At 39.4% G+C, this 25,081-nt stretch carries 30 protein-coding genes and 1 riboswitch; of the genes, 24 read left to right on the top strand and 6 right to left on the bottom strand.

From position 1 onward, the window contains the following. Window positions 1-402 (top strand): (Fe-S)-binding protein (locus tag GGQ84_RS02360; RefSeq protein ID WP_429158637.1); only part of this gene is annotated, 402 nt, incomplete at its 5' end. A 155-nt stretch (window positions 403-557) separates the two neighbouring features. Here GGQ84_RS02360 and GGQ84_RS02355 read toward each other — a convergent pair. Beyond that, window positions 558-1,277, bottom strand: coding sequence for a FadR/GntR family transcriptional regulator (locus GGQ84_RS02355; protein ID WP_429158634.1), 720 nt, complete (start codon window positions 1,275-1,277; stop codon window positions 558-560). Between the two features lie 103 nt (window positions 1,278-1,380). Here GGQ84_RS02355 and GGQ84_RS02350 point away from each other — a divergent pair, with 103 nt between their 5' ends. Then, complete coding sequence (locus GGQ84_RS02350) at window positions 1,381-2,355, top strand: 2-hydroxyacid dehydrogenase (RefSeq protein WP_429158631.1); 975 nt, start codon at window positions 1,381-1,383, stop codon at window positions 2,353-2,355. An 85-nt stretch (window positions 2,356-2,440) separates the two neighbouring features. Here the strand turns inward: GGQ84_RS02350 and GGQ84_RS02345 are convergent, their stop codons facing one another. Beyond that, entirely contained in the window at window positions 2,441-2,857 is a 417-nt protein-coding gene (locus GGQ84_RS02345) for a Fur family transcriptional regulator (RefSeq protein WP_429158629.1), read from the bottom strand. Between the two features lie 204 nt (window positions 2,858-3,061). Between GGQ84_RS02345 and GGQ84_RS02340 the strand changes: the two genes are divergently transcribed. From GGQ84_RS02340 to rd, 3 genes are read left to right on the top strand one after another with little or no spacing between them, the layout of a single operon-like run. Then, window positions 3,062-3,592 carry a rubrerythrin family protein gene (locus GGQ84_RS02340; RefSeq protein WP_429158626.1) on the top strand — a complete coding sequence of 177 codons (531 nt, stop codon included), beginning with the start codon at window positions 3,062-3,064 and terminating at the stop codon, window positions 3,590-3,592. 23 nt (window positions 3,593-3,615) lie between these two features. Next, window positions 3,616-3,945, top strand: a complete 330-nt coding sequence (locus GGQ84_RS02335) for a rubredoxin-like domain-containing protein (RefSeq protein ID WP_429158624.1) — start codon at window positions 3,616-3,618, stop codon at window positions 3,943-3,945. Window positions 3,946-3,962: 17 nt separating this feature from the next. Further along, window positions 3,963-4,121, top strand: a complete 159-nt coding sequence (rd, locus tag GGQ84_RS02330) for a rubredoxin (RefSeq protein WP_429158621.1) — start codon at window positions 3,963-3,965, stop codon at window positions 4,119-4,121. A gap of 27 nt (window positions 4,122-4,148) precedes the next feature. Here rd and GGQ84_RS02325 read toward each other — a convergent pair whose 3' ends face one another. Continuing rightward, window positions 4,149-4,616, bottom strand: a complete 468-nt coding sequence (locus tag GGQ84_RS02325) for a hypothetical protein (protein WP_429158619.1) — start codon at window positions 4,614-4,616, stop codon at window positions 4,149-4,151. A 223-nt stretch (window positions 4,617-4,839) separates the two neighbouring features. On the opposite strand from GGQ84_RS02325, the gene splB reads away from it, so the two are divergent. After that, on the top strand, window positions 4,840-5,862 hold the full coding sequence (gene splB, locus GGQ84_RS02320) for a spore photoproduct lyase (RefSeq protein WP_429158616.1): 1,023 nt from the start codon (window positions 4,840-4,842) through the stop codon (window positions 5,860-5,862). Window positions 5,863-5,914: 52 nt separating this feature from the next. On the opposite strand, the gene GGQ84_RS02315 is transcribed toward splB, so the two are convergent. Further along, the gene (locus GGQ84_RS02315; protein WP_429158614.1) at window positions 5,915-6,949 is read right to left on the bottom strand and encodes a DUF1786 domain-containing protein; all 1,035 of its coding nucleotides are present in this window, start codon (window positions 6,947-6,949) and stop codon (window positions 5,915-5,917) included. A gap of 85 nt (window positions 6,950-7,034) precedes the next feature. On the opposite strand from GGQ84_RS02315, the gene GGQ84_RS02310 reads away from it, so the two are divergent. From GGQ84_RS02310 to GGQ84_RS02300, 3 genes are all read left to right on the top strand, one after another. After that, window positions 7,035-7,466: a peptidylprolyl isomerase gene (locus GGQ84_RS02310; RefSeq protein WP_429158612.1), complete on the top strand. Its 432-nt coding sequence runs from the start codon at window positions 7,035-7,037 to the stop codon at window positions 7,464-7,466. Window positions 7,467-7,578: 112 nt separating this feature from the next. Then, window positions 7,579-7,839 carry a hypothetical protein gene (locus GGQ84_RS02305; protein WP_429158609.1) on the top strand — a complete coding sequence of 87 codons (261 nt, stop codon included), beginning with the start codon at window positions 7,579-7,581 and terminating at the stop codon, window positions 7,837-7,839. Between the two features lie 113 nt (window positions 7,840-7,952). Further along, window positions 7,953-9,089 (top strand): DUF362 domain-containing protein, encoded by a 1,137-nt coding sequence (locus GGQ84_RS02300; RefSeq protein ID WP_429158606.1) that lies wholly within the window; start codon window positions 7,953-7,955, stop codon window positions 9,087-9,089. A 44-nt stretch (window positions 9,090-9,133) separates the two neighbouring features. Here GGQ84_RS02300 and GGQ84_RS02295 read toward each other — a convergent pair whose 3' ends face one another. Next, the gene (locus GGQ84_RS02295; RefSeq protein ID WP_429158603.1) at window positions 9,134-9,385 is read right to left on the bottom strand and encodes a DUF1657 domain-containing protein; all 252 of its coding nucleotides are present in this window, start codon (window positions 9,383-9,385) and stop codon (window positions 9,134-9,136) included. Window positions 9,386-9,584: 199 nt separating this feature from the next. Here GGQ84_RS02295 and GGQ84_RS02290 point away from each other — a divergent pair, with 199 nt between their 5' ends. The 4 genes from GGQ84_RS02290 to GGQ84_RS02275 are packed head-to-tail and all read left to right on the top strand — an operon-like array spanning window position 9,585 to window position 13,139. After that, window positions 9,585-9,800, top strand: coding sequence for a FeoA family protein (locus GGQ84_RS02290; protein WP_429158601.1), 216 nt, complete (start codon window positions 9,585-9,587; stop codon window positions 9,798-9,800). Further along, window positions 9,801-11,573 carry a FeoB small GTPase domain-containing protein gene (locus GGQ84_RS02285; RefSeq protein WP_429158599.1) on the top strand — a complete coding sequence of 591 codons (1,773 nt, stop codon included), beginning with the start codon at window positions 9,801-9,803 and terminating at the stop codon, window positions 11,571-11,573. It abuts the gene before it with no gap. A gap of 11 nt (window positions 11,574-11,584) precedes the next feature. Further along, window positions 11,585-12,223 (top strand): class I SAM-dependent methyltransferase, encoded by a 639-nt coding sequence (locus GGQ84_RS02280; RefSeq protein WP_429158597.1) that lies wholly within the window; start codon window positions 11,585-11,587, stop codon window positions 12,221-12,223. After that, the gene (locus tag GGQ84_RS02275) at window positions 12,159-13,139 is read left to right on the top strand and encodes a lysylphosphatidylglycerol synthase transmembrane domain-containing protein (protein ID WP_429158594.1); all 981 of its coding nucleotides are present in this window, start codon (window positions 12,159-12,161) and stop codon (window positions 13,137-13,139) included. Before GGQ84_RS02280 ends, GGQ84_RS02275 begins: the two co-directional genes overlap by 65 nt. Here the strand turns inward: GGQ84_RS02275 and GGQ84_RS02270 are convergent. Beyond that, on the bottom strand, window positions 13,116-13,784 hold the full coding sequence (locus GGQ84_RS02270; protein ID WP_429158591.1) for a hypothetical protein: 669 nt from the start codon (window positions 13,782-13,784) through the stop codon (window positions 13,116-13,118). The genes GGQ84_RS02275 and GGQ84_RS02270 overlap by 24 nt on opposite strands. Window positions 13,785-13,897: 113 nt before the next feature. On the opposite strand from GGQ84_RS02270, the gene GGQ84_RS02265 reads away from it, so the two are divergent. The 11 genes from GGQ84_RS02265 (at window position 13,898) to GGQ84_RS02215 (ending at window position 25,061) form a co-directional block, all read left to right on the top strand. Further along, the gene (locus tag GGQ84_RS02265; protein ID WP_429158588.1) at window positions 13,898-16,012 is read left to right on the top strand and encodes a sigma 54-interacting transcriptional regulator; all 2,115 of its coding nucleotides are present in this window, start codon (window positions 13,898-13,900) and stop codon (window positions 16,010-16,012) included. 187 nt (window positions 16,013-16,199) lie between these two features. Next, window positions 16,200-16,307, top strand: a complete 108-nt coding sequence (locus GGQ84_RS02260) for a symporter small accessory protein (RefSeq protein ID WP_429158585.1) — start codon at window positions 16,200-16,202, stop codon at window positions 16,305-16,307. Between the two features lie 19 nt (window positions 16,308-16,326). Next, entirely contained in the window at window positions 16,327-17,967 is a 1,641-nt protein-coding gene (locus GGQ84_RS02255) for a sodium:solute symporter family protein (RefSeq protein WP_429158582.1), read from the top strand. Window positions 17,968-18,097: 130 nt separating this feature from the next. Continuing rightward, window positions 18,098-19,357 carry an adenosylhomocysteinase gene (locus GGQ84_RS02250; protein WP_429158580.1) on the top strand — a complete coding sequence of 420 codons (1,260 nt, stop codon included), beginning with the start codon at window positions 18,098-18,100 and terminating at the stop codon, window positions 19,355-19,357. A 17-nt stretch (window positions 19,358-19,374) separates the two neighbouring features. Next, window positions 19,375-19,555, top strand: a riboswitch (cobalamin riboswitch). Between the two features lie 105 nt (window positions 19,556-19,660). Then, window positions 19,661-20,272, top strand: a complete 612-nt coding sequence (locus GGQ84_RS02245; protein WP_429158578.1) for a CbiM family transporter — start codon at window positions 19,661-19,663, stop codon at window positions 20,270-20,272. Continuing rightward, window positions 20,272-21,021: an energy-coupling factor transporter transmembrane component T family protein gene (locus GGQ84_RS02240; protein WP_429158575.1), complete on the top strand. Its 750-nt coding sequence runs from the start codon at window positions 20,272-20,274 to the stop codon at window positions 21,019-21,021. The genes GGQ84_RS02245 and GGQ84_RS02240 overlap by 1 nt, the downstream gene beginning before the upstream one ends. Continuing rightward, complete coding sequence (locus tag GGQ84_RS02235) at window positions 21,018-21,830, top strand: energy-coupling factor ABC transporter ATP-binding protein (protein WP_429158573.1); 813 nt, start codon at window positions 21,018-21,020, stop codon at window positions 21,828-21,830. Before GGQ84_RS02240 ends, GGQ84_RS02235 begins: the two co-directional genes overlap by 4 nt. 4 nt (window positions 21,831-21,834) lie before the next feature. After that, entirely contained in the window at window positions 21,835-22,242 is a 408-nt protein-coding gene (locus GGQ84_RS02230; RefSeq protein ID WP_429158570.1) for a hypothetical protein, read from the top strand. A gap of 100 nt (window positions 22,243-22,342) precedes the next feature. Beyond that, a complete protein-coding gene (locus GGQ84_RS02225) occupies window positions 22,343-23,590 on the top strand; it encodes a competence/damage-inducible protein A (protein ID WP_429158567.1) in 1,248 nt (415 codons plus the stop codon). A 5-nt stretch (window positions 23,591-23,595) separates the two neighbouring features. Beyond that, the gene (locus GGQ84_RS02220; RefSeq protein WP_429158564.1) at window positions 23,596-24,615 is read left to right on the top strand and encodes a glycosyltransferase; all 1,020 of its coding nucleotides are present in this window, start codon (window positions 23,596-23,598) and stop codon (window positions 24,613-24,615) included. 74 nt (window positions 24,616-24,689) lie between these two features. Beyond that, the gene (locus tag GGQ84_RS02215) at window positions 24,690-25,061 is read left to right on the top strand and encodes a methylglyoxal synthase (RefSeq protein ID WP_429158561.1); all 372 of its coding nucleotides are present in this window, start codon (window positions 24,690-24,692) and stop codon (window positions 25,059-25,061) included. Window positions 25,062-25,081: the final 20 nt, after the last annotated feature.

Raw genomic sequence — 25,081 nt, 5'->3', positions numbered from 1 at the left:
CTAGTGCATGAGCTTAGGGGTAATGCTCCAGCAGCTAAAGCAAACGGGAAAAAGGTTACCTACCATGACTCCTGTCACCTTAAGCGCTCTTTAGGCATTCACAAAGAGCAGAGAGAGCTAATTACAAAGGGAGCAGGCTATGATTTAGTAGAAATGAATGGTAGCGACATTTGTTGCGGTATGGGTGGTTCATACATGGCAAAACACCCTGAAATATCCAAGCCAATCCTTGAATTAAAGATGAAAAACGTTGAAGAAACAGGTGCGGAAATAGTTGGAGTAGATTGTCCAGGGTGTATGCTACAGATTGGGGGAGGACTTCACAAAAAGAACTCGCCAATCAAGGTAAAGCACACAGCCCAGTTACTGGCAGAAAAATTGGATGAAAAGTATAAAAAGTAAATAGAAATATGATAAAAGACAGGTGCCTCAATGAACTGACCTTTGTCAAGGCTCCTGTCTTTATTTTGGTTAAAGTATTGCAGGAATCTGTTAATATAAAAAGAAAATAATAATAATATAAGTTACACAAAATAAAAAATAAAATAAGGTGAATATCAAGAGTTAGCTCTAATTTTACAAAGTTCTTGTTCTACTTTAATTAAGTGTTCGTACATTATTTGTCGGGCCTTCTCTATATGCTTATTTTTTATAGCCATATAGATTGCCCTATGCTCTTCATAAAGTCTTTCGGCAGTCCCATCAGTATTGGAAATCCATAACTGCCTTGTAGTTTTTAAAGTCTGATTCATAGAATCGTGAACAGTATTCATTAAGCGAATGAGAATAGAGTTATGAGAAGCTTCGGCAATAGCAAAGTGAAATTTCAAATCTGCCTTTTCACCTGCATTACCACTTATATCTAAGCCCTGTTCCATTTGCTGTAAGGCTCTTTCTAAGGAAAATAAATCTTCCTCAAGAGCTCTTTCTGCTGCTAAGCCTACAGCCTCTACCTCTAGGCCTTTGCGCACCTCTAATAGTTCTCTGGTCTTGTCCTGTTCAAGCAAGAACATGAGGACTAGTGGTTCGACCACAGTATTTATATCTGCTTTACGTATATATGTGCCTTCACCGGGTTTGATTTCTAGCAGACCCATTATTTCTAAAGAACGCAAAGCTTCCCGCACAGATGCGCGACTGACGCACAGATGCTCTGCCAGTTCTCTTTCAGAAAGCAATTTATCTCCTGGGTGTAGATTTCCTTGAGTAATAAGGCTTTTTATTTGGTCCACAATCTGTTCATAAATTCGACGAGTTTTGACTGGTTTTAAATCCATAATTAGATACCTCGTTTTCTAAAATATAATGTGCTGAATAATGTAATTATATCAAATTTTCATACAAATAGGAATATAAAAAAATTAGAAAGGCGGTTAAAGCATGGGGAAGAAACGAATTTTAGTAACAAGAAACATTCCTGAAGAAGCAAAAAAAATTTTAAATGATTTTGGAGACGTAGCATATTGGACAAGAGAAGATGAACCTATACCTAGAGAAGAACTGTTGAAAATGAGCGAAGGTGTAGATGGTCTGTACACATTGTTAACTGATCGGGTAGATGAGGAAGTACTTAGCCGATCGAACAATTTAAAAGTAGTGAGCAATATGGCTGTAGGGTATGACAATATAGATGTACCTGCATGTACAGAAAGAGGCGTGATGGTTACTAATACACCTGGGGTTTTAACTGAAACAACCGCTGACTTAACTTTTGCCTTGATGATGGCTGTAGCTAGGAGAATAGTAGAAGCAAGTGAGCATTTAAAGCAGGGAAAATGGAAGACGTGGGTTCCTATGGAGCTAACTGGAATGGACATTCACGGTGCCACCCTTGGAATTCTTGGAATGGGTCGCATTGGCGAGGCAGTAGCAAAAAGAGCTAAGGGCTTTGGTATGAATATCATTTATAATAATCGCAGCAGAAAGCCACAAGTGGAAGAGATGCTGGGGGTTTCGTATGTAGAGTTTGAACAACTATTAAAGCAATCTGATTATGTGGTAATTTTAACTCCTCTGACGCCAGAGACTAAGGATTTAATAGATGAACGAGAGTTAAGCTTGATGAAAGAAACAGCAATTTTAATTAATGTGGCTCGAGGTTCTATTGTAAATGAAGAAGCTCTTTACTGGGCCTTAAAAGAGAAAAAAATATGGGGTGCTGGATTAGATGTTTTTGCAAAGGAACCTGTGGATACGAAGCACCCGCTATTGACCTTAGATAACTTCTTGGGTCTTCCGCATATAGGTAGTGCTAGTATTGAAACTAGAACAAAAATGGCAGTTATAGCTGCGCAAAACCTGGTGAAAGCTCTGAAAGGTGAATCCCCTCCTAATTTAATTAATAATCCTTCCTGAGTTTTATAAGGTCCAAGACAAAGTATGAGTTAGCAAATCAAGCTAATACAAGTCGTGGACCTTATAAAATTAGGCGTTTAGTAGTTTACTTACAATTAGAGCAGTAGCCATATACTTCAAAGGCATGACTAACAATACTAAAGTTTTGATTAACTGCAATTTCTTCTGTTTCGGTACAAGACATGGGACAGGCATCAAAGCAAATTACTTTTCCGCATTTAAGGCATACGAGATGATGGTGGTGGTGTGCTAGCTCAAAAAGCTCTCTTTCGCGATTAGCCAGGTTGATTTGTGTGACAATCCCTAGGCTGGATAGTAGATGTAGGCTGCGGTATATAGTGTCTAGGCTGACATTAGGATGGTGTTCTTTCAGCTTCTGGTGTGCCTTAGAAGCACTCACTGGCTTATCAAAAGACAACATTACTTTTATAATAGCTATCCTTTGCGGTGTGAGTTTATAGCCACTGTCTTTAAGTGACTGAGTGATATCCTTTAGATTCATAATTCACCTCCTATTCTGAAAAGTACAGAATATTATTAACTATTTTACTTAATTTTGAGATTTTTGTCAATTAATTAAATTACAAATTAAATCTAACGCTAATAGTAATTATTTATATTAATATATTTTTCATGCAGGAAATGGGTCAAAAATGTCTAATATAACTATTAAGGAAACATATTATATCTACAAGGGGGAATAACTGTGAGTGATAAGACTTTTAAAAATGCCATGGCTGCATTTGCAGGAGAGAGCCAAGCCAGAAACAAGTATACTTTTTTTGCAAAAGTAGCAAGGTCCGAGGGGAAGCACTGGCTTGCAGACATATTTGAGGAGACAGCTGATCATGAAAGAAAACATGCTGAGATTCTACTTAAGCTTGTTAAAGGCCTTGGGAATACAGAAGAAAACCTTCAGGCTGCTTTAGAAGGCGAAACTTATGAGCACGAAGATATGTATCCAAAGTTTGCTGCTGAAGCCAGAGAAGAGGGGAATGAAGAAGCAGCACAGCTTTTCGAGGAGTTGGCAAAGGTAGAAAAAGCTCACGCTGAACGCTATGAGGCTCTATTAAAACTAGTTAAGGCTAATAAGCGACCTGCTACTGAAGAAAAAGTGACTTGGAGATGTAAGGTTTGTGGGTATATCGTAGAAGACAATGTACCAGTGGATATTTGCCCATTGTGTAAGCACTCTCACGAGTTTTACCGACCAGAAGCAGAGGCTTTTAAAAGTTAATTATAAAAGGGGGTAATTATTTTATGTGGCAATGTGAAGTGTGTAATTATATTACTTATGATGAAGATGCACCAGAAAAGTGTCCTAAGTGCGGAGCTCCAAAGGAAAAGTTTGCCCAGTTACCAGATGAGCAAGTGGATAAAATTGAGCGCTCTGCCTATACTAACGATTTATTAATGCAACTTAACACTGTACTTAATGAAGTAGCTTATCTTAGTGAAGAGGGGATTGAAGATGAACTAGATCCCGGTTGCGTAAAAGTATTTAAAGAGGCATTAGAAACATCTGAATTTTTACAACAGTCTATTAAAGCAGAAATTCAAACTCACATTTCAAAAGGAAAATGGGGATAAAAAAGGAGGAGTGCTAAATGGAAAAATGGGTATGTAGTGCCTGTGGTTATGTATATGACCCTGCAGAGGGAGATCCAGATAATGGTGTTAATCCAGGAACGCCATTTTCAGAAGTAGCTGATGATTGGGTTTGTCCTCTTTGTGGTTTAGGTAAAGACGCTTTTGAAAAAGAATAAGATTATTATAAAAGCCGTTGACTGCAGTCAACGGCTTTTATTCCACTCTAATTTCATTTTTTCTATATACCAACTTTCCTGATTTTTGGTTAGAAAGAACATGCCAACTCCTGTGTCTACTTTATTTACATCAAAGAGGTCTCTCTCGTACAGGCCCAACTTAGAGAATACTATGGCTTTATCGGATATAGCGAAAACCCTATGACATGAAGCAGTTACCTTTTGGTGGATGCCTTGAGGTTCTGCAACAAAAGGGTAGATAGTACCCACCATTTCCTCAAGTAGATCTCCTGCAAAAACTTCGGCCAGTGCCTCAGTTAGTTGTTCCTCTGAAGAAGAAACCATCCACCAATCATCTTCCATGGCGCGCACAACGACCTTAGTAATATTGCAATGTTTTCTTTCAGAGGAAGTAGCCGGTTCTACACTTGCTCCCCAGATGAATATGACAAGTATTAGAACTGTTAAGCATGGATATCGCATTGGTGCCATCATCCCCCTCTTAGATGGTAAAAAGTTAATGAAATTATAACATGTCCTATATGGGAAATATAGGATTTAATTCTGTCAAAAACTAGTTGTCTTCGACTGTTTTTCTAATAAGAAGTGAAAAAATATTAAACAACAAGTCGATTGGTGTTTGCTTTAATCATATAGTCAGAAATTAAGGGGAGAATAAGTTGTATAAAGTCATTGATAACGTATAAAGGAGGAGGCTATGTATCGTCCAAAGCGAGTGTTATTTGAGCAAGATGCACTAGAGTATCCTTTGGGAAAAGAGTTATACCAACGCTTTAAAGAGGAAAAAGTACTGACAAAGGTGCTTCCTGCTCACAATAGAGTTACAGGAATCCCGGGTAAAACACCACAGCAGGCCTATATGGAAGCAAAAAAAACTCTAGTTGTGGGAGTTAGAAAAACATTAAGCTTTCAAAGCTGTAAGCCATCGGCTAACTACCAGCTACCACTTGTTACAAGCTGTCCGGGTATGTGTCAATACTGTTATTTGCAAACTACCCTGGGGAAAAAACCATATTTGCGAATTTATGTAAACCAAGAGGAAATATTAAAGAAAGCTAAAGAGTATATAGAAAAGAGGGCACCTGAAATAACGGTGTTTGAAGGAGCAGCTACATCAGATCCCTTAGCAGTGGAGCCTTATTCGAAAGCCCTAGAAAATACAATCTCTTTTTTTGCAAAAGAAAAATTAGGACGGTTTCGATTTGTAACTAAGTTTACAGGAGTTGACTCCCTATTAAGTTTAGACCATGGAGGCCATACCAGGTTTAGATTTAGTATAAATACGGATAGAATTATTAAGCAGTTTGAACAGGGGACCCCTAGTGCTAATTTGCGCATAGAAGCTAGTGGAAAAGTGGCTAGAGCGAAGTATCCCATGGGTTTTATTATAGCTCCTGTGATAATATACGAGGATTGGAAAAATGAGTATGATGAAATGCTAAGGCAATTATCAGAGAAGCTGCCATCAGATTGTAAAGACTTAGACCTGAAGTTTGAGGTTATAGCTCACCGTTTTACAAAAAGGGCTAAGGCAAATATTGAGCAAGTATTTCCCGACAGTCAGCTTCCCATGGATGAAAGTGAGAGGAAACTTAAATATGGGCAGTTTGGGTATACGAAATATGTGTACCCAAAAGAGAACTATGAAGAACTTAAGGAATTTTTCCGCTTAAAACTGGAAAAATATTTTCCAGAGGCTCAATTAGATTACTTAGTTTGAGTGTGAACTATTTATTAAGCATTGCCATTTGCTCTTACCAAGGTTAAAATATCTATGAAGGTAAAGCGTGCACTGCTGACACAAGACCGAAGCACCCGGAGAGCATCATATCACCGTGAGGAACAGCTGGATGACAATTTAGTTTATGGGCAAGGTGTCTATTGGGGCCAGTTACGGTTATAAAGTCAAAGGTCATATTTGTAGCTGCATCTGAGACAGAGCCTCCGTGGCCGCCGTCGTTATATATTTCCTCTTGGGTAATTGCTCCCTTTTGCAGTTTAGATACCAACTGAGCAAGTTTAATTGGGCTGAGCATACTGGTGTGATGTTCAAACATACCAAAGACGCGATTGTTCTTTAGGAGGAAAGCTAGAGTGTGCATGTTACCTATATTTACCACAACAATTCCCTGATCTTGCTTCGAGGCTACTTTAGGGTCGCATAAAGCTCCTAGAATTGCTGCAGGTCCTGTATCCATTAATAGTGCATCAGGGTAGGCTCTTTTAACAGCTAGCATTCGCGTCAGGTGATCAGGAACATCTGTGTATATTAAGTCTAAGGGGTTGCCGCCAGCTTCAATGAAAGTGCGCCAGTTTTGAGAACGTACAACCCTATTGCTTTGCCCGATAGCTTCTCCGTGATCCTGCACCGCTACTGCTACAGTTTGGGGATGAGCTATATTATATGTATCGAAAACAGTCATCAAGCTTGGGAGTTCAAGGTCTTTTAGCTCTATTTCCAGAGCGTTAGATTTGGGGTTTTCACAAATAACAATTCCCATTTGCTCTACTCTTTTTATATCATCAAAAAAAGTTTTTGCAGCTTGAGGGGTGGAAGTAACTGAAAGGCCTGCTTGTATGTGTTTTTTTACGGCAGCTTTGCATGGGCCACCACCCATAATGTCTCCAGTTAAGTGGATATCTCTTTTTGCAGCTGTTGCGGACTGAACTTTTTCTTTAATTAGTACCGTTGGCGAGGGTAAAACAAATTTGAAGCAGTTCTCTACTGTTTTATTGGGGTCATATAGGAGAATGTCTTGAGTACCGCCCCCTATGTCTAGGGCTAGGATTGTATTTTCTTTGTACATATCTGACACCGCCTTTGAATTAATATTTATATTTTTGCTAATTATACCACACAAGTGGGTAATAAATAAAATTGGAGGAGATATAGTGAAAAAAGCAATTATTGAAACTGAAAAGGGTAAAATGGTAGTAGAATTATTTGAGAAGGATGCACCTAAAACTGTTGCAAATTTTGAGAAGTTAATCAAAGAAGGGTATTACGATGGTTTGACTTTTCACCGTGTAATTCCTAACTTTGTAATTCAAGGTGGTTGTCCTGAGGGAACAGGCATGGGAGGCCCTGGATACACTATTAAGTGCGAAGTGAACAACAATCCTAACAAGCACATGCGAGGTAGTCTATCAATGGCCCACGCTGGTAGGGACACTGGTGGCAGTCAATTTTTCGTCTGCCATAGTCCTCAGCCTCATTTGGATGGAAACCATACTGTTTTTGGCAAAGTAGTAGAGGGGCTTGATGTAGTTGATGACATCAGAGCTAACGACAAAATGCTTAAAGTTAGCATAGTTGAAGAGTAATATTTTTAATAAAAACCAGCACCTTAAAACAAAGAGGTGTTGGTTTTTTATTTTTATGTGATAAAAGCTAAAAGAAACTGAAATAATACTCTTAAAAGGGAGGTGTCTAGAGATGCGCGTTATGGATTACAGAGTAGAGCGAAATAACTACGATCACCAAATTCACCTGGGGTTAGAATTGAGCGATGGTGAATTGCAGGGAAAACCTAAGTTATCAGCCCCGAGCTTAACTATTAAATTAGAAAATGGAGAGCTAGTGGATATGGAGTTATTGGATAAAGGTGAACCAGTTAAAGTGAAATTGCCTGAAGAAATAGAGCAGCAAGCCATAGAGTTTATTCAAAACAATCTAACAAAACAGGATTTTATGTAACTACTAGAAGGCAACTCCCCATGGTGAGTTGTCTTCTTTACAACTTTAGAGAGGAAATACAGGTTATAAAGCGAAAAGATTTAAAGAAGTAGAAGTTGGAGAGGGTGGTTTTAGTGGATAAAATCTCAGTGGCCAAATGTCATGAGTATTCTGACACAGAGGTACAAGCTGCTGTTGATAGAGCGGTAAATGCACTAGGAGGATTGGAAAGCATAATCAAACCTGGTGATAGAGTTTTTTTGAAATTAAATCTGTTGATGAAAAAAAGACCTGAAGAAGCGGTTACAACGCATCCTGCAGTTGTGAAAGCAGTGGCAAAAAAATTAGTTAAACTTGGTGCTCATGTTGTAATTGGTGACAGCCCTGGTGGTCCTTTTAATAAAACTATTTTAAATGGAATCTATCGTCAGTGTGGGATAGAAGAAGTAGCAAAAGAATTAAATGTAGAACTTAATTACAATACAGAGGTCATAAACGTGAGTTTTCCTGATGGAGAGGTAGTAAAGCAATTTTCACTGTGTAAAGCAATGGTGGAAACGGATAAGCTTGTGTCTCTTTCTAAGCTCAAAACTCATGGGATGACAAGATTTACAGGGGCAGTTAAAGTAATGTTCGGTGCCATTCCGGGATTAGAAAAAGCTGAATATCACTTTCGAATGCCAGGGATTAAAGAATTTAGCAATATGCTAGTGGATTTGGCATTGGCTACGAAGCCCTGCTTTCACTTAGTAGATGGAGTGGTGGGGATGGAGGGTGAGGGCCCTTCGGGAGGAAAACCCAAGGACTTGGGCGTTCTTATCGCTGGTTTTAATCCCTTTGCAGTTGATGCAGTTGCTGTTAAAGTGGCTGGAATAGATCCTTTATCTGTTCCAACGGTGGTAAGAGCTAAAGAGCGGAAGCTGCCTTGGTCACTAGAGCATGTAGATTTAGTTGGAGATAATATTTCTTTCCCAGTAGCTAAGTTTGAAGTTCCTGAAATAAGAAGAGAAGCGCGTTTTCCCTTTCCGACAGGGATAAACAATTTTTTAGAACAATACTTGAGTCCTAAACCTGTTTTTTCAAGGGATATATGCTCAAAATGTGGCCATTGTGTTCACAGTTGTCCCCCAAAAATTTTAAAAATGGGAGAAAATAATCCTGAATTAGATATAGATAAATGCATCAGGTGCTTTTGTTGTCAAGAACTCTGCCCGGAGAAAGCGGTAGAAATAAAGCGGTCACTGTTGGGTAAATTAATATTTAATAAATAAATGAGAGCACTTCCCCATGGAGAAGTGCTCTCATTTATTTTAATCTATTTTTGTTGGTTTTGCTGTTGTTGTGCCTGTTGCTGAGCTTGTTGCTTAACCTTATACTGAGGCTCTTGTTGTTCGATATAGTTTACCCTTCCCTTGATCCCATTTGCAATATCGTCAAGTTGAGCTGCGTATTGATTAAACTGATTTTTGGCTTGAGTATCTTGAGTATCTAATGCAAATGTCTCTAAATTAGCCTTTGCTCCCTCTATAGTGGAAAGTGTTTGATGCATTTTCTGTCCTACTGTCAAAATAACTCCTCCTTTTAATTAATAATTTTTAAGGACATTTTTATTATCTGTTTTTTCTACAGAATTATAGCAGGTAGATTTTGAACTGATTTCCAATCAAAATCAATAGTACTATTGTACTATTGATTTTGAAGTTTAAGGGATGTATAATTTTACCCATAGACAATGAAAATCATTCTCAAGAAAGGAGAGGATTATAATGACATTATATACCATAAAAAATAAAGATTGTTACATAATAGATAAGTTGCCTCAAATAGGACTGTTAAATTCTTTGGGTATGCGAGAAGGTGCGGTGGTATCCATTATGTCTAAGCAGCCTTTAGGAGGACCTGTAGTAGTTAAATTAGGAGGCAGATGTCTAGCTATTTCTAAAGACGTAGCTGAACAAATTACAGTAAAAGAGGTGAGCTAGTTGGGCTGTCACGACGAACAAGGCAAGGAACCAATAGAGCTAGAAGATAATGAAATAAAGATACTTTTAATGGGAAACCCCAATGTGGGGAAAAGTGTAGTATTTTCAAAATTAACCGGAATGGAAGTTCTCACTGCAAATTATGCAGGTTCCACTGTAAACTACACAGTTGGAAAAGTGAACTATAGAGGAAAAAAAGCGACTTTAATAGATGTACCCGGAACTTATTCATTGGAGTCCACTTCTCCTGCAGAGGAAGTAGCTGTAAGGCTGCTGAGAGAAGGGGCTCATGTTGTTTTATGCGTCTTAGATGCCACAAACCTAGAGCGTAACCTTAACTTAGCGCTTCAATTAAAGCAGTTGGATGTACCTATTGTTTATGCCTTAAACCTAATAGATGTAGCTGAGCGCAAGGGGATTACTATTGATGTGCCAGCTTTGGAAAAAGAACTGGGAGCACCAGTTGTGCCCACAGTGGCAGTGAGAAATATAGGTCTACAGCAGATACTGCAAAATGTATGGGAAGTGGCAGCAGACAAAAAAATAAAAGAAGATGAACAGAAGATTCAGCTTTCCCAAAGCGAGCGCTGGCAGAAGGTTGGAGAAATAGCTGAAAATGTGCAAAAGGTAGAGCACAGACACCCTACCTTTTGGGAGAAGATGGGGGATGCCATGATTCGCCCCTTCCCTGGTTTACCCATTGCTATATTCGTATTGATAGCAGCTATGGGTTTAGTTGTAGGAGGGGGGAAAGCTCTGCGAGCGGTAATTCTATTACCTATTTTTGATGGGTACGTGTCCCCATTTATAACTGCAGTTGTTTCAAGCTTCGTCCCAGAAGGTATGTTGAGGAATATACTAGTGGGAGAGTTTGGGATGCTCATCAAGGGTATTGAGTGGCCCATTGCACTAATATTGCCATATGTTGCACTTTTTTATATTGTAATGTCCTTTTTAGAAGATAGTGGCTATTTGCCAAGGTTGGGAGTCTTATTGGATAATGTAATGCGAAAGATGGGAGTGCAAGGTGGAAATATAGTTCCCATGTTTATGGGTTATGGATGTGCGGTACCAGCTATTTTGGGTACTAGGGCTGCAACCAGCTCTAAGGAGCGAGTTATGATCACGGGTCTAGTGGCTATAGCTGTACCATGTACTGCTCAGACTGGGGCATTCATAGCCTTGCTAGGGGATCATTCCCTAGCAGCACTTATATTTGTATATATGCTTTCATTTATAGCAATGTTTACTGCTGGATTGATAATGAGCAAAATGATACCGGGGAAAGTTGACCCCATGTTGTTGGAGATACCAAATCTCCTGCGCCCTGATCCAAAAGCATTAGCGAAGAAAATATGGCTGCGAATAAAGCAATTCTTGCTAGAAGCTGAAGTGCCCATGATTCTTGGGATTGGTTTTGCGGCGCTAATTGCGGAGACGGGAGTGCTCAATATAATTGCAGGAGTAATGCAACCCTTTACTGAGGGATGGCTTGGACTTCCTGGTGAAGCCAGTCTAGCGCTAATGCTAGGTATAATTAGGAGAGAACTGGCGGTATTGCCGCTGTTAGAGTTGGATTTAAGCTTACTACAGTTGATAGTTGGCTCTACAGTTGCTTTATTTTATTTACCTTGCTTGACAGTAATGGCGATTATTGTGAAGGAATTTACTGTGAAATTTGCTCTTTACTTAATGGGTTTAACTTTATTTTTAGCATTTGGAGTAGCAGGACTAATTAACCACATTGGTCAATTTATAGCTACGCTTTTATAAAGGAGTGCAAAATGGTGAAAATCATTCCTGGAATAACTAAGCTTCTAGAAAATATCTGTGCTGCACTACCTGTTTTAGTATGTCTTAAGAGAAAGTATTATAAACAAATTGTAGAAAACGAGGTTAAGCAAGGGGTCGTTTCTGAGGGTGATAGAGTCCTCTGCATAGGTGGAGGACCTCTTCCCTGTACTGCCATGGAAATAGCATCTAATACTGGTGCTGAGGTGACGGTTATTGATAACGACTCCAGAGCTGTTTCTGCTGCCAAGCGAATAGTAAGGCATTTTGGATTAGACAATAGGGTTAAGGTCTTTTATGGAGATGGATGCACTTTTGACGCCTCAAAATACTCAGTGGTTCACATTGCTCTACAGGCCTATCCTAAAGACAAAATCTTAAAAAACGTTTGGAAGACTGCTCCTAGCGGTGCTAAAGTATTGGTAAGAAACCCCAGGCAAGGCTTGCGGGGATTATACCATTCAATGAATCAATATTGCGATTGCAACCATTGTAAAGTTATTGGACAAAAAAACTGTACCATGAAAGCTACTATTCTGTTTACAAAAGATTGGGGGTCGGAGGCTCTTGAAGCGCCTTCTACTGTTTTTAATCGGTCTACTGGCAACAATAGTACTACTTTGGCAGGCTGATTTAGAAATAGTCCTTGCCACATTGTTGCTCGTAAAACTTGATGTGCTTCTGTTAGCTTGTGGATTGCAAGTAGTAACAATCTTAGTAATAGCTTGGCAATGGAAGCGCCTAGCTGGTATTATTAAGGTGCGGGTAGGCTTCTTGAATGTGCTACATATTAATATGGTTGGCACCTTTGTAGAATCAGTAACTCCTGCAGTAAAGGCCGGAGGAGAGGCTGTTAAGGCTATTATGCTAAAATCTAAGCTCGGTATGACCTCGGGAGAGGCTGTAGCTGTGGTAGGTGTACAAAAAGTAGTAAGTATTGTGCCTCTAATGGTTTTAGTGGCGATCTCCTTGATTCAATACCTATTTAACCACGGTGTCATGGGGCTTCAAGGTAAGGTTATTCTCGCCAGCTTTGCTGTTGTGCTGGTAGCTGTAGCCTTTCTTGTAGGAGCGCTTTATTATCCTCGGTGGACTAAACGAGTAGTAAATCGCTTTACTCCAGGAAAATATAAGACTAAAATAGCTGAAATGGTAGATCAATTTCAGCAGTCCATACAAAAAATTAAAAGTTCCAGAGGGGAACTTTTGTTTAATCTTGCACTGTCCTTTTTCATTTGGAGCTTTTTTCCCTTAAAGGCCTATATTGTGGCAATAGCTTTGGGGATTGATGTGGGGTTTTGGAATTTAGCAGCTGTGATTTATTTAGCTTATATAGTTGCGATGGTGCCTTTAACACCTGGTGGATTGGGTACCTTTGAAGCTACAGTTGCCTTTTTACTTATGCCCCTAAGTATTTCCTTTGCAACAGCCATGGCCTTTGCAATTTTAATAAGATTTATCACATATTGGTTTGTCTTTGCTTCCAGCACCCTATTTGTTGCTTCGGCGTGGATGACAAAAGAGCTAAAAACCAAGTGCTCTTTCTAGAAGTGCCCTTTCTAAATGGGACATTATTATATCCCAATCCAAAGAAACAGTTGTGTTGAGTTTTCCATTAGATGCTTCAATATTTTTTAAATACACGAAGTTGGGCAGCTCTGGTGTAATTACAATTATTCGTTCTTGTGGGTTAAGGTGAGCGATGTTGTTTTTTGAAAAGTACCTATCCTGTGATAGTTCAAGAACTCTAGCGGTGGTATTTGTTGGTAGAGTATAATTCCATAACTTAAGCTCCTTAACGAAAAAGTGAAGGGAGCTTTCTTTTATTTCAGGAACAATTGAAGCTTGAAGCTTTAATGGAAATAGATTGTATGGTCTCATATTAATTAAATAAGCTACTTGATTTGCATCAATAGTAGCAGCTGTGCCTGTGACTCTGAACTCCTCCTTAAGGCTTGTCTGTAAGGCATGGTTTAGGAGGTAAGTGAGCTCATCCTCGGATATAGATATTATCAAATGATCTTTTCTATTTTTCAGCGAATCTTCGATTCCGGATGCGATTTTAGGAGCCAGGATATCGCCAATATGTGCAGCTGGCAACTGACTAGTATTGCGGTTACTAGTTGAGAAATACAGGATTGCAAAAGCAATTACTATAAGAAGCAGTAGAGCTTTTATAATTTTAGAATACATAGTAGTCACCTCTAGGTAGTAATAATATTGTGCTGTGTTATAATTATCTTTATAATAACAGATATCAGAACTTTAGCCACTATAAAATTTATAAAAAGCGGTGGTGAATATACATGAAAATTATAGATGAGAAATGGCCCACTATTGAGGTAGGGAAGTTAGTAAAGGAAGCCATTACTATTATAAAAACAAAGGAGATTGAATTTCTACCTGTGCTTTCAGGCAACAAGGTTGCAGGGGTGCTAAAGCTCTCTCCTATGGTCCTCTCTACTCTTACTGATGTGCGCAATGTTAAAGTAGAGTTAATCATGGGAGAGCCTAATTTAATCTTGTACCAGGAAGATGATTGGCAGCAATGGTCAAAAAAAGTATCAGAGCCAACTGTAGTGGTAAATAAGAGAAATGACTTTGTGGGGGTTACCACTCCTGAGCTAATCAATCAGGGGTTTAAGCGGACCTTGAGTATGCACAAAGAGAGATTTCAGCATATTTTGGACTCTACTCATAATGGGATAATGGCTGTAGATCAGGATGGTAGGCTCACACTATTTAATGAGGCAGCAGCTAGACTGTTGTCAGTACAGCCTGCAAAGGTTTTAGGTAAATACGTGAAGGATATGTTTCCTAACACAGGTTTAATAGAGGTTCTGGAGACTGGGAAGCCTCAATACAGTCAAAAAGTAACCCATGGAGAAAAGACTTTTATATCCAATCGAACCCCTTTGAGATTGGAGGGGAAATTGGCAGGGGCTGTTGCTGTATTTCAAGATATATCTGAGATTACCAGAATATCCTCAGAGTTGGAGGTAGTTAAAGAGCTCAACAGAGAACTAGATGCTGTTATAGATTGCTCTCATGATGGAATATGTATAACCGATGGCGATGGGAAGATTTTGCGACTTAACCCAGCCTTTGCTCGAGTTACAGGATTAAAGCGGGAAGATTTTATGGGGGAAAGTCTATATCGTATGCTTGAGGAAAAAGTGGTCAACCAATCGGCTACTATAAAGGTAATAGAGCAAAAAAAGCCAATTACTGTAATGCAGCAATTCAATACAGGAAAACACGCAATCGCTACGGCGTACCCGATTTTTGATAATAATGGGCAAGTAGAGAGAGTTGTGACTAATGTAAGAGATGTCACCGAGCTTAACTACCTGAAGCAGGAACTTGAGCAATCTCGGGAACTAACTAACAAGTATGAAAAGCAGCTAGAGGAGTTTAGGAAACAGCAGTTAGCCGAAAGTAATATTGTAGGGAAAAGTGAAGGGATAATCCAGGTGATAGAAGTGGCTAAGCGGATTGCTCCAGTAGACACCACTGTACTTTTATTAGGAGAATCTGGTGTGGGGAAAGAGAATGTGGCCCATCTAGTGCATCAATTAAGCTATCGTAAGAACAAGGGGGCTTTTGTAAAAATAAACTGCGGTGCAATTCCTGGAGAGTTGCTTGAATCTGAGCTATTTGGTTACGAACCTGGTGCGTTTACAGGGGCGAAGAAAGAAGGGAAGATGGGTTACTTTGAGCTGGCAAGCGGGGGAACCCTCTTTTTAGATGAAGTTGCAGATTTGCCTTTGGAGTTACAGGTTAAATTACTTCGTGTCCTTCAAGAGCAGGAGGTTCAGCGGCTTGGAGGAGAAAAGGCAACTAAAATAGATGTGAGGATAGTAGCTGCCACTAATAAGGATCTAGATGAGATGATTGCTCGAGGGGAATTTAGAGAAGATTTATATTATAGACTAAATGTGGTACCGGTTAAAATACCTCCCCTGCGAGAGCGAAAAGAGGATATTGCATTGCTTGTAGGGTATTACCTTCAGCGATTTAATGAAAAGTATGGCTTTAATAAGCACTTTACCAGGGCTGCTTTAAATGTCATGGAAGAATATCGCTGGCCTGGGAATGTAAGAGAATTAGCAAATATAGTGGAGAGACTTGCTGTAACCACAGGTCGTGATAAGATCGATTTAGATGATTTGCCTATGCAACTGTTTGAAAAAGGAGCTGCGGAAATAGAGGAAGGTAAAAATAATTGTGGGTGGGAGGAACAAGTAGGAACTCTGGGACTGGATGAAATATTGGCCCAGGTAGAGCAAAAAATATTACTAGCTACACTAAATAGATCCAGTGATAACATGCAAGCTGCGGAGCGGTTAGGTGTAAGTTTGTCCACCCTCAATCGGAGAATAAAAAAATATGGGATGCAGCGGAAGTACGAAAAAAAATAAATGTCAAAAGTGAAACTATTGTTTCGATCTAGCAAGGCACAAGTTTAGTAAAGTGTCATAAATGATAGTTTGGAAAACTTTAAGTTATGGAGAGTCCTTAAATAGGGCTCTTTTTAGTTTGGCACAGTTTTTGCATATATAAATAGTATGCCGAGAGAAACGACTAAGAATTATTAGGAGGGATAACATGTTAGGTATACCTGACTTTTCGATTTTTTTAGCCTATGGATTATCGATTTTAGGTGGGATCTTGTGTTTAGCGTATGGGGTTATTAACTGGAATAGTTATAAGTAATTAAAAGGAGTGAAGTTGGATGAATTGGACGTATGTTTTATTAGTGATTTATTTAGCTATTATTGCTATGTTGGGGTATATAGCTTATAGAAAAACTAACTCAGATAAGGATTATCTACTAGCTGGGGGAGAAGTGCACCCTTACTTAATGGCTATGGCTTACGGTTCAACATTTATCAGCACTGCGGCAATTGTAGGCTTTGGTGGAGCTGCTGCAGTATACGGGTTGGGCATCTTGTGGTTGACGGTTCTTAATATCTTTGTAGGCATATTTATTGCCTTTGTATTCTTTGGTAAGCGAACGAGAGCAATGAGTAAAAATATTGGAGCTACAACTTTTCCTGAACTTTTATCACGGAGATTTCAATCTCCTTTAATGCAAAAGCTTGTAGCAACGCTAGTATTTGTGACAATGCCCTTGTATGCGGCTGCGGTGATGATTGGTGCAGCCAGATTTATAGAGCAGACTTTGAATATCAATTATAATGTAGGACTAATAGTATTTGCCTTGGTAGTAGCAGTTTATGTAATGACCGGTGGTTTAAAGGGAGTTTTCTACACTGATGCTTTTCAAGGAACAATTATGTTTATTGGAATGGCAATCTTGATTGTGATAACCTATAAAAATCTAGGAGGGATAACACCAGCCCATGAAGCCTTAACTAGCCTGGCGTCGCAAGTACCAAATTCCCTTGTTGAGCAGGGGCATATGGGTTGGACGAAAATGCCCCAATATGGTTCGGAGCTTTGGTGGGTGTTAGTATCAACCATTGTAATGGGGGTAGGAATTGGAGTTTTAGCTCAGCCTCAGTTGGCAGTAAGATATATGACTGTAAAGACTAATAAAGAAATAAATAGGGCTGTTGCTATTGGCGGAGTTTTTATTCTTTTCATGACTGGTGTGGCTATGACAGTAGGTGCTTTGACTAACGTTTACTTTTACGAGAACCTAGGCAAAATTTCTATGTTAGCTGCTGTGGACCCAGGAACTGGTGCTCCCAATATGGATAGGGTAATTCCCCTTTATATAAACGAAGCTTTGCCCCAATGGTTTTCAGTAATGTTCATGTTAGTATTAATTAGTGCGGCCATGTCCACCCTTAGCGGTCAGTTTCATGTTATGGGGACATCTATAAGTAGGGATATTTACATGGGTGGAAAAACTGGTGATCAGAGCAAAAGTATCTTCATCCATCGCTTGGGAATAATAGTTGCTTTAGTGGTAACGGTTTTCCTAAGTTATAGACTTCCAGGGAATATAATCGCTGTGGCTACGGCTATGTTCTTTGGGTTATGCGCTATAACATTTCTGCCAACTTATGTGGCAGCCCTGTATTGGCCTAGGGCTACCAAAGAAGGAGCGTTGGCCAGTATGTGTGTAGGAGTAATGGCGACTATTATGATGTATCTGTTCACTCATGCAGCTGAGGCACAAGCTTTAGGAGTTAGTCAGGCCCTTTTTGGCAGACCAGTTTTGGTTGAGTTTCCGTGGACGGTAATTGACCCATTGTTAGTGGGATTACCCCTTTCTGCAATAACCTTAATATTAGTAAGTTTGGCAACTGAACCAATGTCGTCTTATCACGTAGATGAATGCTTTGATAGTATTATATCTAACAAGCAAGCTGTTAGTGCCCCGATACAGCAAGTGTCAAAATAGCTTTCCCCCCCTTAAAGGCGATAAACTTTTCATAATCTGGAAAAGTTTATCGTCTTTACTATTTCTTTATAACGACCTGTGTTATAATTAGGATAATAAATTAATTTTTCTGAAAAAAGGAGGAATTTTCGTGCCCAGTAATTCCATGATACGCTTAATAACATTGGCCCCACAAGGAAATCAAAAAATAAAATGGGTTCGCGAACACATGCCCATCTTGAGGCAATTAGAAGAAGAGTTTTCTATAACTAGAGTTTTTGAAGATAAGAATATTGTGTTGCGTTTACATATAGAGGCAACTACTGCCAATTTGGCCATAATGCTCAGAAGGGCAGGAGCAAATGTCTGCCTAGTAGAGGCAGACCCCCTCACCACACAAGACGATGTGGCTGCAGCTTTAAGCGAAGAGGGAATAAGAGTCCTAGGTCAATATGGGTCAAATTTAGAAGAACACAAAAAATATCAGAAAGAGATACTAAAGTGCAAGCCTCATGTGATTGTGGATTCAGGAGCTATTCTAACTAAGCAACTTCATGAAGAAAGCGCAGAGTATGCTGAGAATTTTATCGGGACAAGTGAAGAGAGCATTACAGGTGTGAGAAGACTAGAGGTTATGTATGAAAAGAAGCAGCTAAAATACCCTGTTTTGGCAGTGAATTGTTCTGTTAGTAAACACATCTTTGAGGATATTCATGGAACTGGTCAATCGGTGTGGAGTAGCATAACTTACACCACAAACATTTTAGTTGGTGGAAAGACTGTTGTGGTCATAGGCTATGGCTGGTGCGGTAGGGGAATAGCAAAAGTTGCGCGTGGACTTGGTGCAAGGGTGATAGTGTGTGAATTAGATCCAGTTAGGGCAAGTGAAGCAATGCTAAAAGGTTTTCAGGTTATGCCAGTAGTTGAAGCAGTAAAGCGAGGAGATTATATTGTTACCGCTACTGGAAATAAAGAAGTTATTAACAAAGAGCATTTACCCTATTTCAAAAACAGAGCCATTCTAGTCAATGCAGGTCATTCTGATGTAGAGATAGATAAAAGCGCTTTAGAAGAGGAAGCGATAAAAACTAAAGAAGTGGCAAATAATATTAGGCAATATAAATTCAAAGATGACAGAAAAGTATTCTTAATCGCTGAAGGACGAGTTGTCAATTCAGCTTCTGGTGATGGGCAGCCTGCGGAGGTGATGGACATCGGTTTTGCTATTCACGCTCTAGCAATCAAGCACTTAATAGAGTGTGGGGAAAAATGTAAGGCTGAAGTTATAAAAATGCCTATTGAATTAGATCAATATGTGACAGACCTGTACTTAGAAACTAAGGGTATTGATAAGGATAGTATGTCAGGTTTACAGCAACAGAAGAGTTACTGGTCTGACTTTACGTATTAAATAAAAGATAAAACAATTAAATAACTGCAAAAATAGGTGTCTCGTAATAGAGACTTAATAGGGAAGTCGGTGTAATTCCGACGCGGTCCCGCCACTGTAATGGGGAGCTTGCTCCAAGAAGCCACTGGACTATGTCTGGGAAGGCGGAGTAAAGTGTTGAACCAGAGCCAGGAGACCTGCCTGTTTTTTGATCACTGTTGAACTGCGAGAGATGGGGAGGTGATGAGTGAAGGTTTTTCTTAACTTTTAGGCTCTCCAGAATTATATCTGGAGAGCTTTTTTTTACAAAAGGAGGGATAAAGTATGCACTTATCTGATGGAGTGCTTAGCACGCCAGTGGTTGGGGTTTCTGTGGTTGTGGCCGGTGCTGTTGCCTATTGGGGAAGCAAAAACATAAAGAGCGAAGAAGTTCCGAAAATAAGTCTAATAACTGGTGCCTTTTTTGTACTGTCTCTAGTGAGTATCCCTGTTGGGCCAACAACAATTCATCCCTTGTTAGCTGGGTTTATGGGCATTGTGTTGGGTAGAAGAGTAGCCGTGGCTGTTTTGGGGGGCTTATTGCTACAGGCATTTATATTTCAACACGGTGGCATAACCACCTTGGGAGCCAATATGTTACTGGTTGTAATCCCCTCTCTGGCAGCGAGAGAACTGTTTTACATACTAAAGAACATACCAATTTTTTGGCGTGGAGCTATAGCTGGCGGCGTGGCTGTGGTAGGGTGTTTTGTTTTGTTAGTTTTAATACTTCTTGGTAGTAGCTATATATACGGAGATGGGATGTTTTCAGTAATCAATATTTTGGCCGTAGGTTATCTACCTCTAGCCATAGTAGAGGGAATAATGACAGGGTTTGCTATCAAGATGGTTTCTGTTGCAAGACCCCAATTGCTAGAAAGAGGAGTGGGCGTTTAATGAAAATCAAAACGCTGCATATGGGTACTACATTTGAGACTAATTCCCATAAAAAAAGTTGGCACCCAAAAATTAAAACTATATCTGCATTACTCTTTGCAGTGGGTGTGATAAATTTATCTAGTTTAACAGCACTTTCTTTAGCTTTTATTATTACCTTAGGTGTAGCAATTAGTACGGGTTTGTCCTTGAAGCACATAGGAACTAGGGTAGCTCTAGCATTGCCCTTTGCTCTTTTTATGTGTTTAGCAATCACTTTTGGAGGAGGGTTAAATCCTTCTGTTGAGAGAATTGTTTTTTCGGCTGGATTAATGCTCAAAACCATTACCTCAGTTATAATAGTAGTAGTGCTAATGGGTAAACAACCAGTACATGAATATATTAAAAGCTTATCTCAAGTAGGTGTCCCGCCCACGGTAGTCAATATCATAATGCTGGCTTATAGATACGTAGCAATCTTCTATCACCAAGTGAAAGGGCTTAAACGGGCATTGGTAACAAGGGGTTTTTCTGGGGGATTATGTGTGAGTTCTTTTAAGACCTACGGAGAGATAAGTGGAAGTATGTTTGTCAAATCTTTGGATAGGGCTGAGGCAGTGCACAAGGCTATGCTTGCCCGGGGTTATAATGGAAGTTTTAGTTCAACAGAAGTAGTCAATTCTGCTAGTGCTATTGATTGGTTTAAATGCGGAGTTGCTATGGTAGTGATTGTCTTGATTTCGATTATAGATATGGGGATGATTGGATGAATGCAGTTGAAATTACTGGATTGAGCCATACTTATGCAGATGGAACTAAGGCGTTGCATAACTTGAGTTTGAACATAGTGGAGGGTACAAAGGTAGCTATATTGGGGGCAAATGGCAGTGGTAAGACGACTTTGTTATACCACCTAAATGGCTTAATAATGCCCCAGGTAGGCGAAATATCTATCAAAGACTATAGAGTTAAAAAAAGTAACTTAACTATGATTAGAAACAAGATAGGTATGGTTTTCGACAATCCGGATAATCAACTGTTTTCAACCACTGTTGCAGAAGATGTTTCGTTTGGGCCTATGAATCAAGGTATTAGAGGGAAAGAGTTACAGGAAAGAGTAGAGGCTGCCATGGATCAAGTTGGAATAATTGATCTGAAGAATAAGTCACCCCATAACTTGAGCTTGGGACAAAAGAAAAGAGCGGCAATAGCTGGTGTGCTTGCCATGAAGCCAGAAATATTAGTACTAGATGAACCTACTTCAGGATTAGACCCTGATACAACAGAGAAAATAGTGGATCTGTTAGAGGAGTTATCTAAGGAAGGTAAGACGATTATTCTCTCAACTCACAATGTGGATATAGCCTACTCATGGGCTGAAGATGTAGCCATACTAGCAAAAGGAGAATTAAAAATTAAGGGTTCTGTTGCTATGTTAGGTGAGGAAAAAGTCATGAAGGAGGCAAAGCTCAGAACCCCTTTGTTGGCAAAAGTTTTTGCAGGCACTGACTTCACCCCTAAGAGCGCTGGTGAGGCAAATCAAATTTTGAGAAAAATTAGAAAAACACAAGGAGGTTAAAAAAATGTTTAAATTTAAGAAGGTTATTGTAACTGCATTAATACTTAATTTATTTTTCATGCTAGTTGTAAGCAATGATGCACATGCTCATAGGATGATCATCAGACCTGTGGAAGAAGGATTAGTGCGGGTAGTATTTGACGACGACACAGTGGCTGTTGCAGATATTGTGATTACGGATTTAGATGGCACAGAAATATTAACTGGACAGACTGATGGGGATGGGTACTTTAAATATGATCCAAACCTAGAGGGAATGAAGATGGTGGCTGATGATGGTGTAGGGCATCGAGTCCAGTGGGTGATAGGTGAACCGGTTCAGGAACACGGATCACTGTGGTTGAGAGCAACAGGTGGGGTATTATTTTTAGCAGTTATTGCTGGTCTTTTTCATATGAGAAATAAAAAGTAAAGAATATATTTTTTTTAAAACAGCTATAATTTTATATAGCTGTTTTTTTGTGGTAGGATATATATATAAATAAATTTATGAAAATATTGGAGCTGATAATATGAAGGCGGAAATAATTAGTGTGGGAACAGAAATACTCATGGGAGAAATAACTAACACCAATGCCAGATATATTGCAGATAAGCTTCGGGAGTTGGGGATAGATGTATACTATCAAACTACTGTGGGGGATAATCATCAGCGTCTAAAAGAAGTTATTAAACAAGCGCTTAATAGATCTGATATTGTAATTACTACCGGTGGTTTAGGGCCCACTGAAGATGATATTACTGTTAATGTTATTGCTCGCACCTTGGATAGTCCCTTGGTTTTATATGAAGATTGGCTGGAATATTTGAGAGAAGTAACTGCGAAGTTTGGCGTTAAGTTAACAGAAAACAATATAAAACAAGCATACATGCCTGAAGGAGCTATCCCCATGAGCAACTCCAGAGGCACTGCTCCTGGGGTATATATTGAAAAAGATGAAAAAATTGTAGTTGCTTTACCGGGTCCACCAATAGAAATGCAGTATGTATTTGACAATGAGTTATATCAGCGACTGGCTGTCAAATCTAAGGAACACTTATGCTCTCATGTTATCAAAACTATTGGGATAGGGGAAGCGCCTTTAGAAAATGAAATTAGAGAGTTAATCGAAAAGCAAACAGATCCAACTGTAGCGCTTTATGCTAAGAGTGGAGAGGTACATATAAGATTAGCCACGAAAGCAGTTAGTGATGAGGAAGCCTGGGGTAGGATTAAGCCAATTAAAGATGAAATTACTACTAGAATAGGTAGGTATATCTTTGGCTCTGACCACGATACAATAGAGGGAGTAGTGGGAGATCTGTTGCGTCAAAAGGGGCTTAAGCTGGCCTGTGCTGAAAGCTGTACAGGAGGCCTATTGGGGAACAGGATAACTTCTATGGCTGGTTCTTCTGCATATTTTCTGGGGGGGATTGTCTCTTACGCTAACAGTGTCAAGGAAAATGTACTAGGAGTATCTAGGCAATCTTTAGAGCAATACGGCGCTGTCAGTGAGCAAGTTGCTGTGGAGATGGCTGAAGGAGCAATAAAAGTAACTGGTGCAGATGTGGCTGTGGCTATTACGGGAATAGCTGGTCCAGGGGGGGGAACAGAAGATAAGCCAGTAGGAACTGTGCACTTGGCAATTGTAGGCAAGGGAATTGAAACTATTCGTCGTCATAGGATACTTATCGGTGGGCGCCAAGAGGTTAAATACCGGAGTACTCAACTGGCACTATATGACCTGTGGCGCAGTTTAAAAGGGTTAGAGGGGCAATAAAATACATGAAAATATTAATGGTAGTACCTGTAAACACTAAAAGGACAGCGGGAAATTGGGTTACAGCTAACAGATTAAAATTAGGATTAGAAGCACATGTTGAAAAAGTTTCTGTTATAGATGTAGACAAAGTAGACGCAGAAATGGTTAGAGGATATGATATTATTCACTGCTTTCATCTTTATAAGTCGGGGTTAGTAATAAAGGATGTTATCTATAAAGCAAAGAAACCATTAGCAATAAGTTTTACGGGAACCGATTTGAGCACAATTAATGAGCAGAATAATAAAATAGAAAATGCAGAGGCTCTAAGGCTGCTAAACTATGCAAAAGGAATTTATGTATTCCACAATGAGGGAAAAGATGATTTGAAAAATATAGGTATAGATGCAGGTAAAGTCAAAGTAGTTCCCCAGGCCGCATATCCCTTTGATGAGGAAAAAGGGGTGAATTTTAAAGAAAAATGGTCTATAAAACCAAATGAAATAGTGTTTTTATATGCTGGAGGGATAAGGGAAGTCAAAAGACCACTCTGGGCACTAGATTTAATGGAAGCAGTGCATGAGCAAAACTCTGCAGTGAGATTAGAGTTGGTTGGGCCAGTCTTAGATGTAAAATTAGCTGAGGAGCTTAAAAATAGATTGAAATCTAAGTGGTGGGCTAATTATAGAGGCGAAATTCCCCACAGCCAAATGCCCTATGTCTATGGAGTCGCTGATATTATAATAAACACCTCAGCTTCAGAAGGAATGCCTAATTCACTTTTAGAGGCGCAAGTGTTCGGGGTTCCAGCATTGGCTCATGATGTGGCTGGGAATAGAGCCATAGTTGCAGATGAAATTTCAGGTCTTCTGTTTAAAAATAAAGATCACTTTATAAGTTTAGCTGTGGAGCTTGCTGCAAACCCTCCATGGTTGAAGGCGCTTGGGCAAAAGGGGAAGTCTCTTAGATTTGCTTATGATTTAGATGCAGAAAGGGAACGTTATGTACAGCTATACAAAATGCTAATAGATAAAAATTGCTAAAAATTACCAAAACTTTGCATCTTTCTAGGATTATGTTATATTATCCTTAATTACCTTTAACGGAGGGAAGCACAATGAAAATTGCACTAATAGCTCATGATAAGAAAAAGGAAGAGATGTTGAAATTTGTTAAAGAACATGAAGGAGAATTTTCGCAGCACCAATTGTGTGCAACAAAGACAACAGGTAGTATGGTTAAAGATGCTACAAATTTTGATATTCACTGCTATTTATCAGGGCCAATGGGAGGGGATCAACAAATAGGTGGAGAAATCGCCTCTGGAAATGTGGATTTAGTAATATTTTTGCGCGACCCCTTAACAGCACAGCCTCATGAACCTGATATAACTGCTCTTTTGCGAATTTGTGATGTTCACAATATTCCAGTAGCAACAAATTATAGAACGGCATCCTTGATATTACAGCATCTAACTGTTTGCGAATAGAATTTGAAAGAGGTGTCATA

The organism is Desulfitispora alkaliphila, assembly GCF_050433185.1.
Taxonomy (GTDB): Bacteria; Bacillota; Desulfitisporia; order Desulfitisporales; family Desulfitisporaceae; genus Desulfitispora; species Desulfitispora alkaliphila.
The sequence above is the reverse complement of the archived record's forward strand: the minus strand, read 5'-3'. Positions and strand labels throughout refer to the sequence as shown.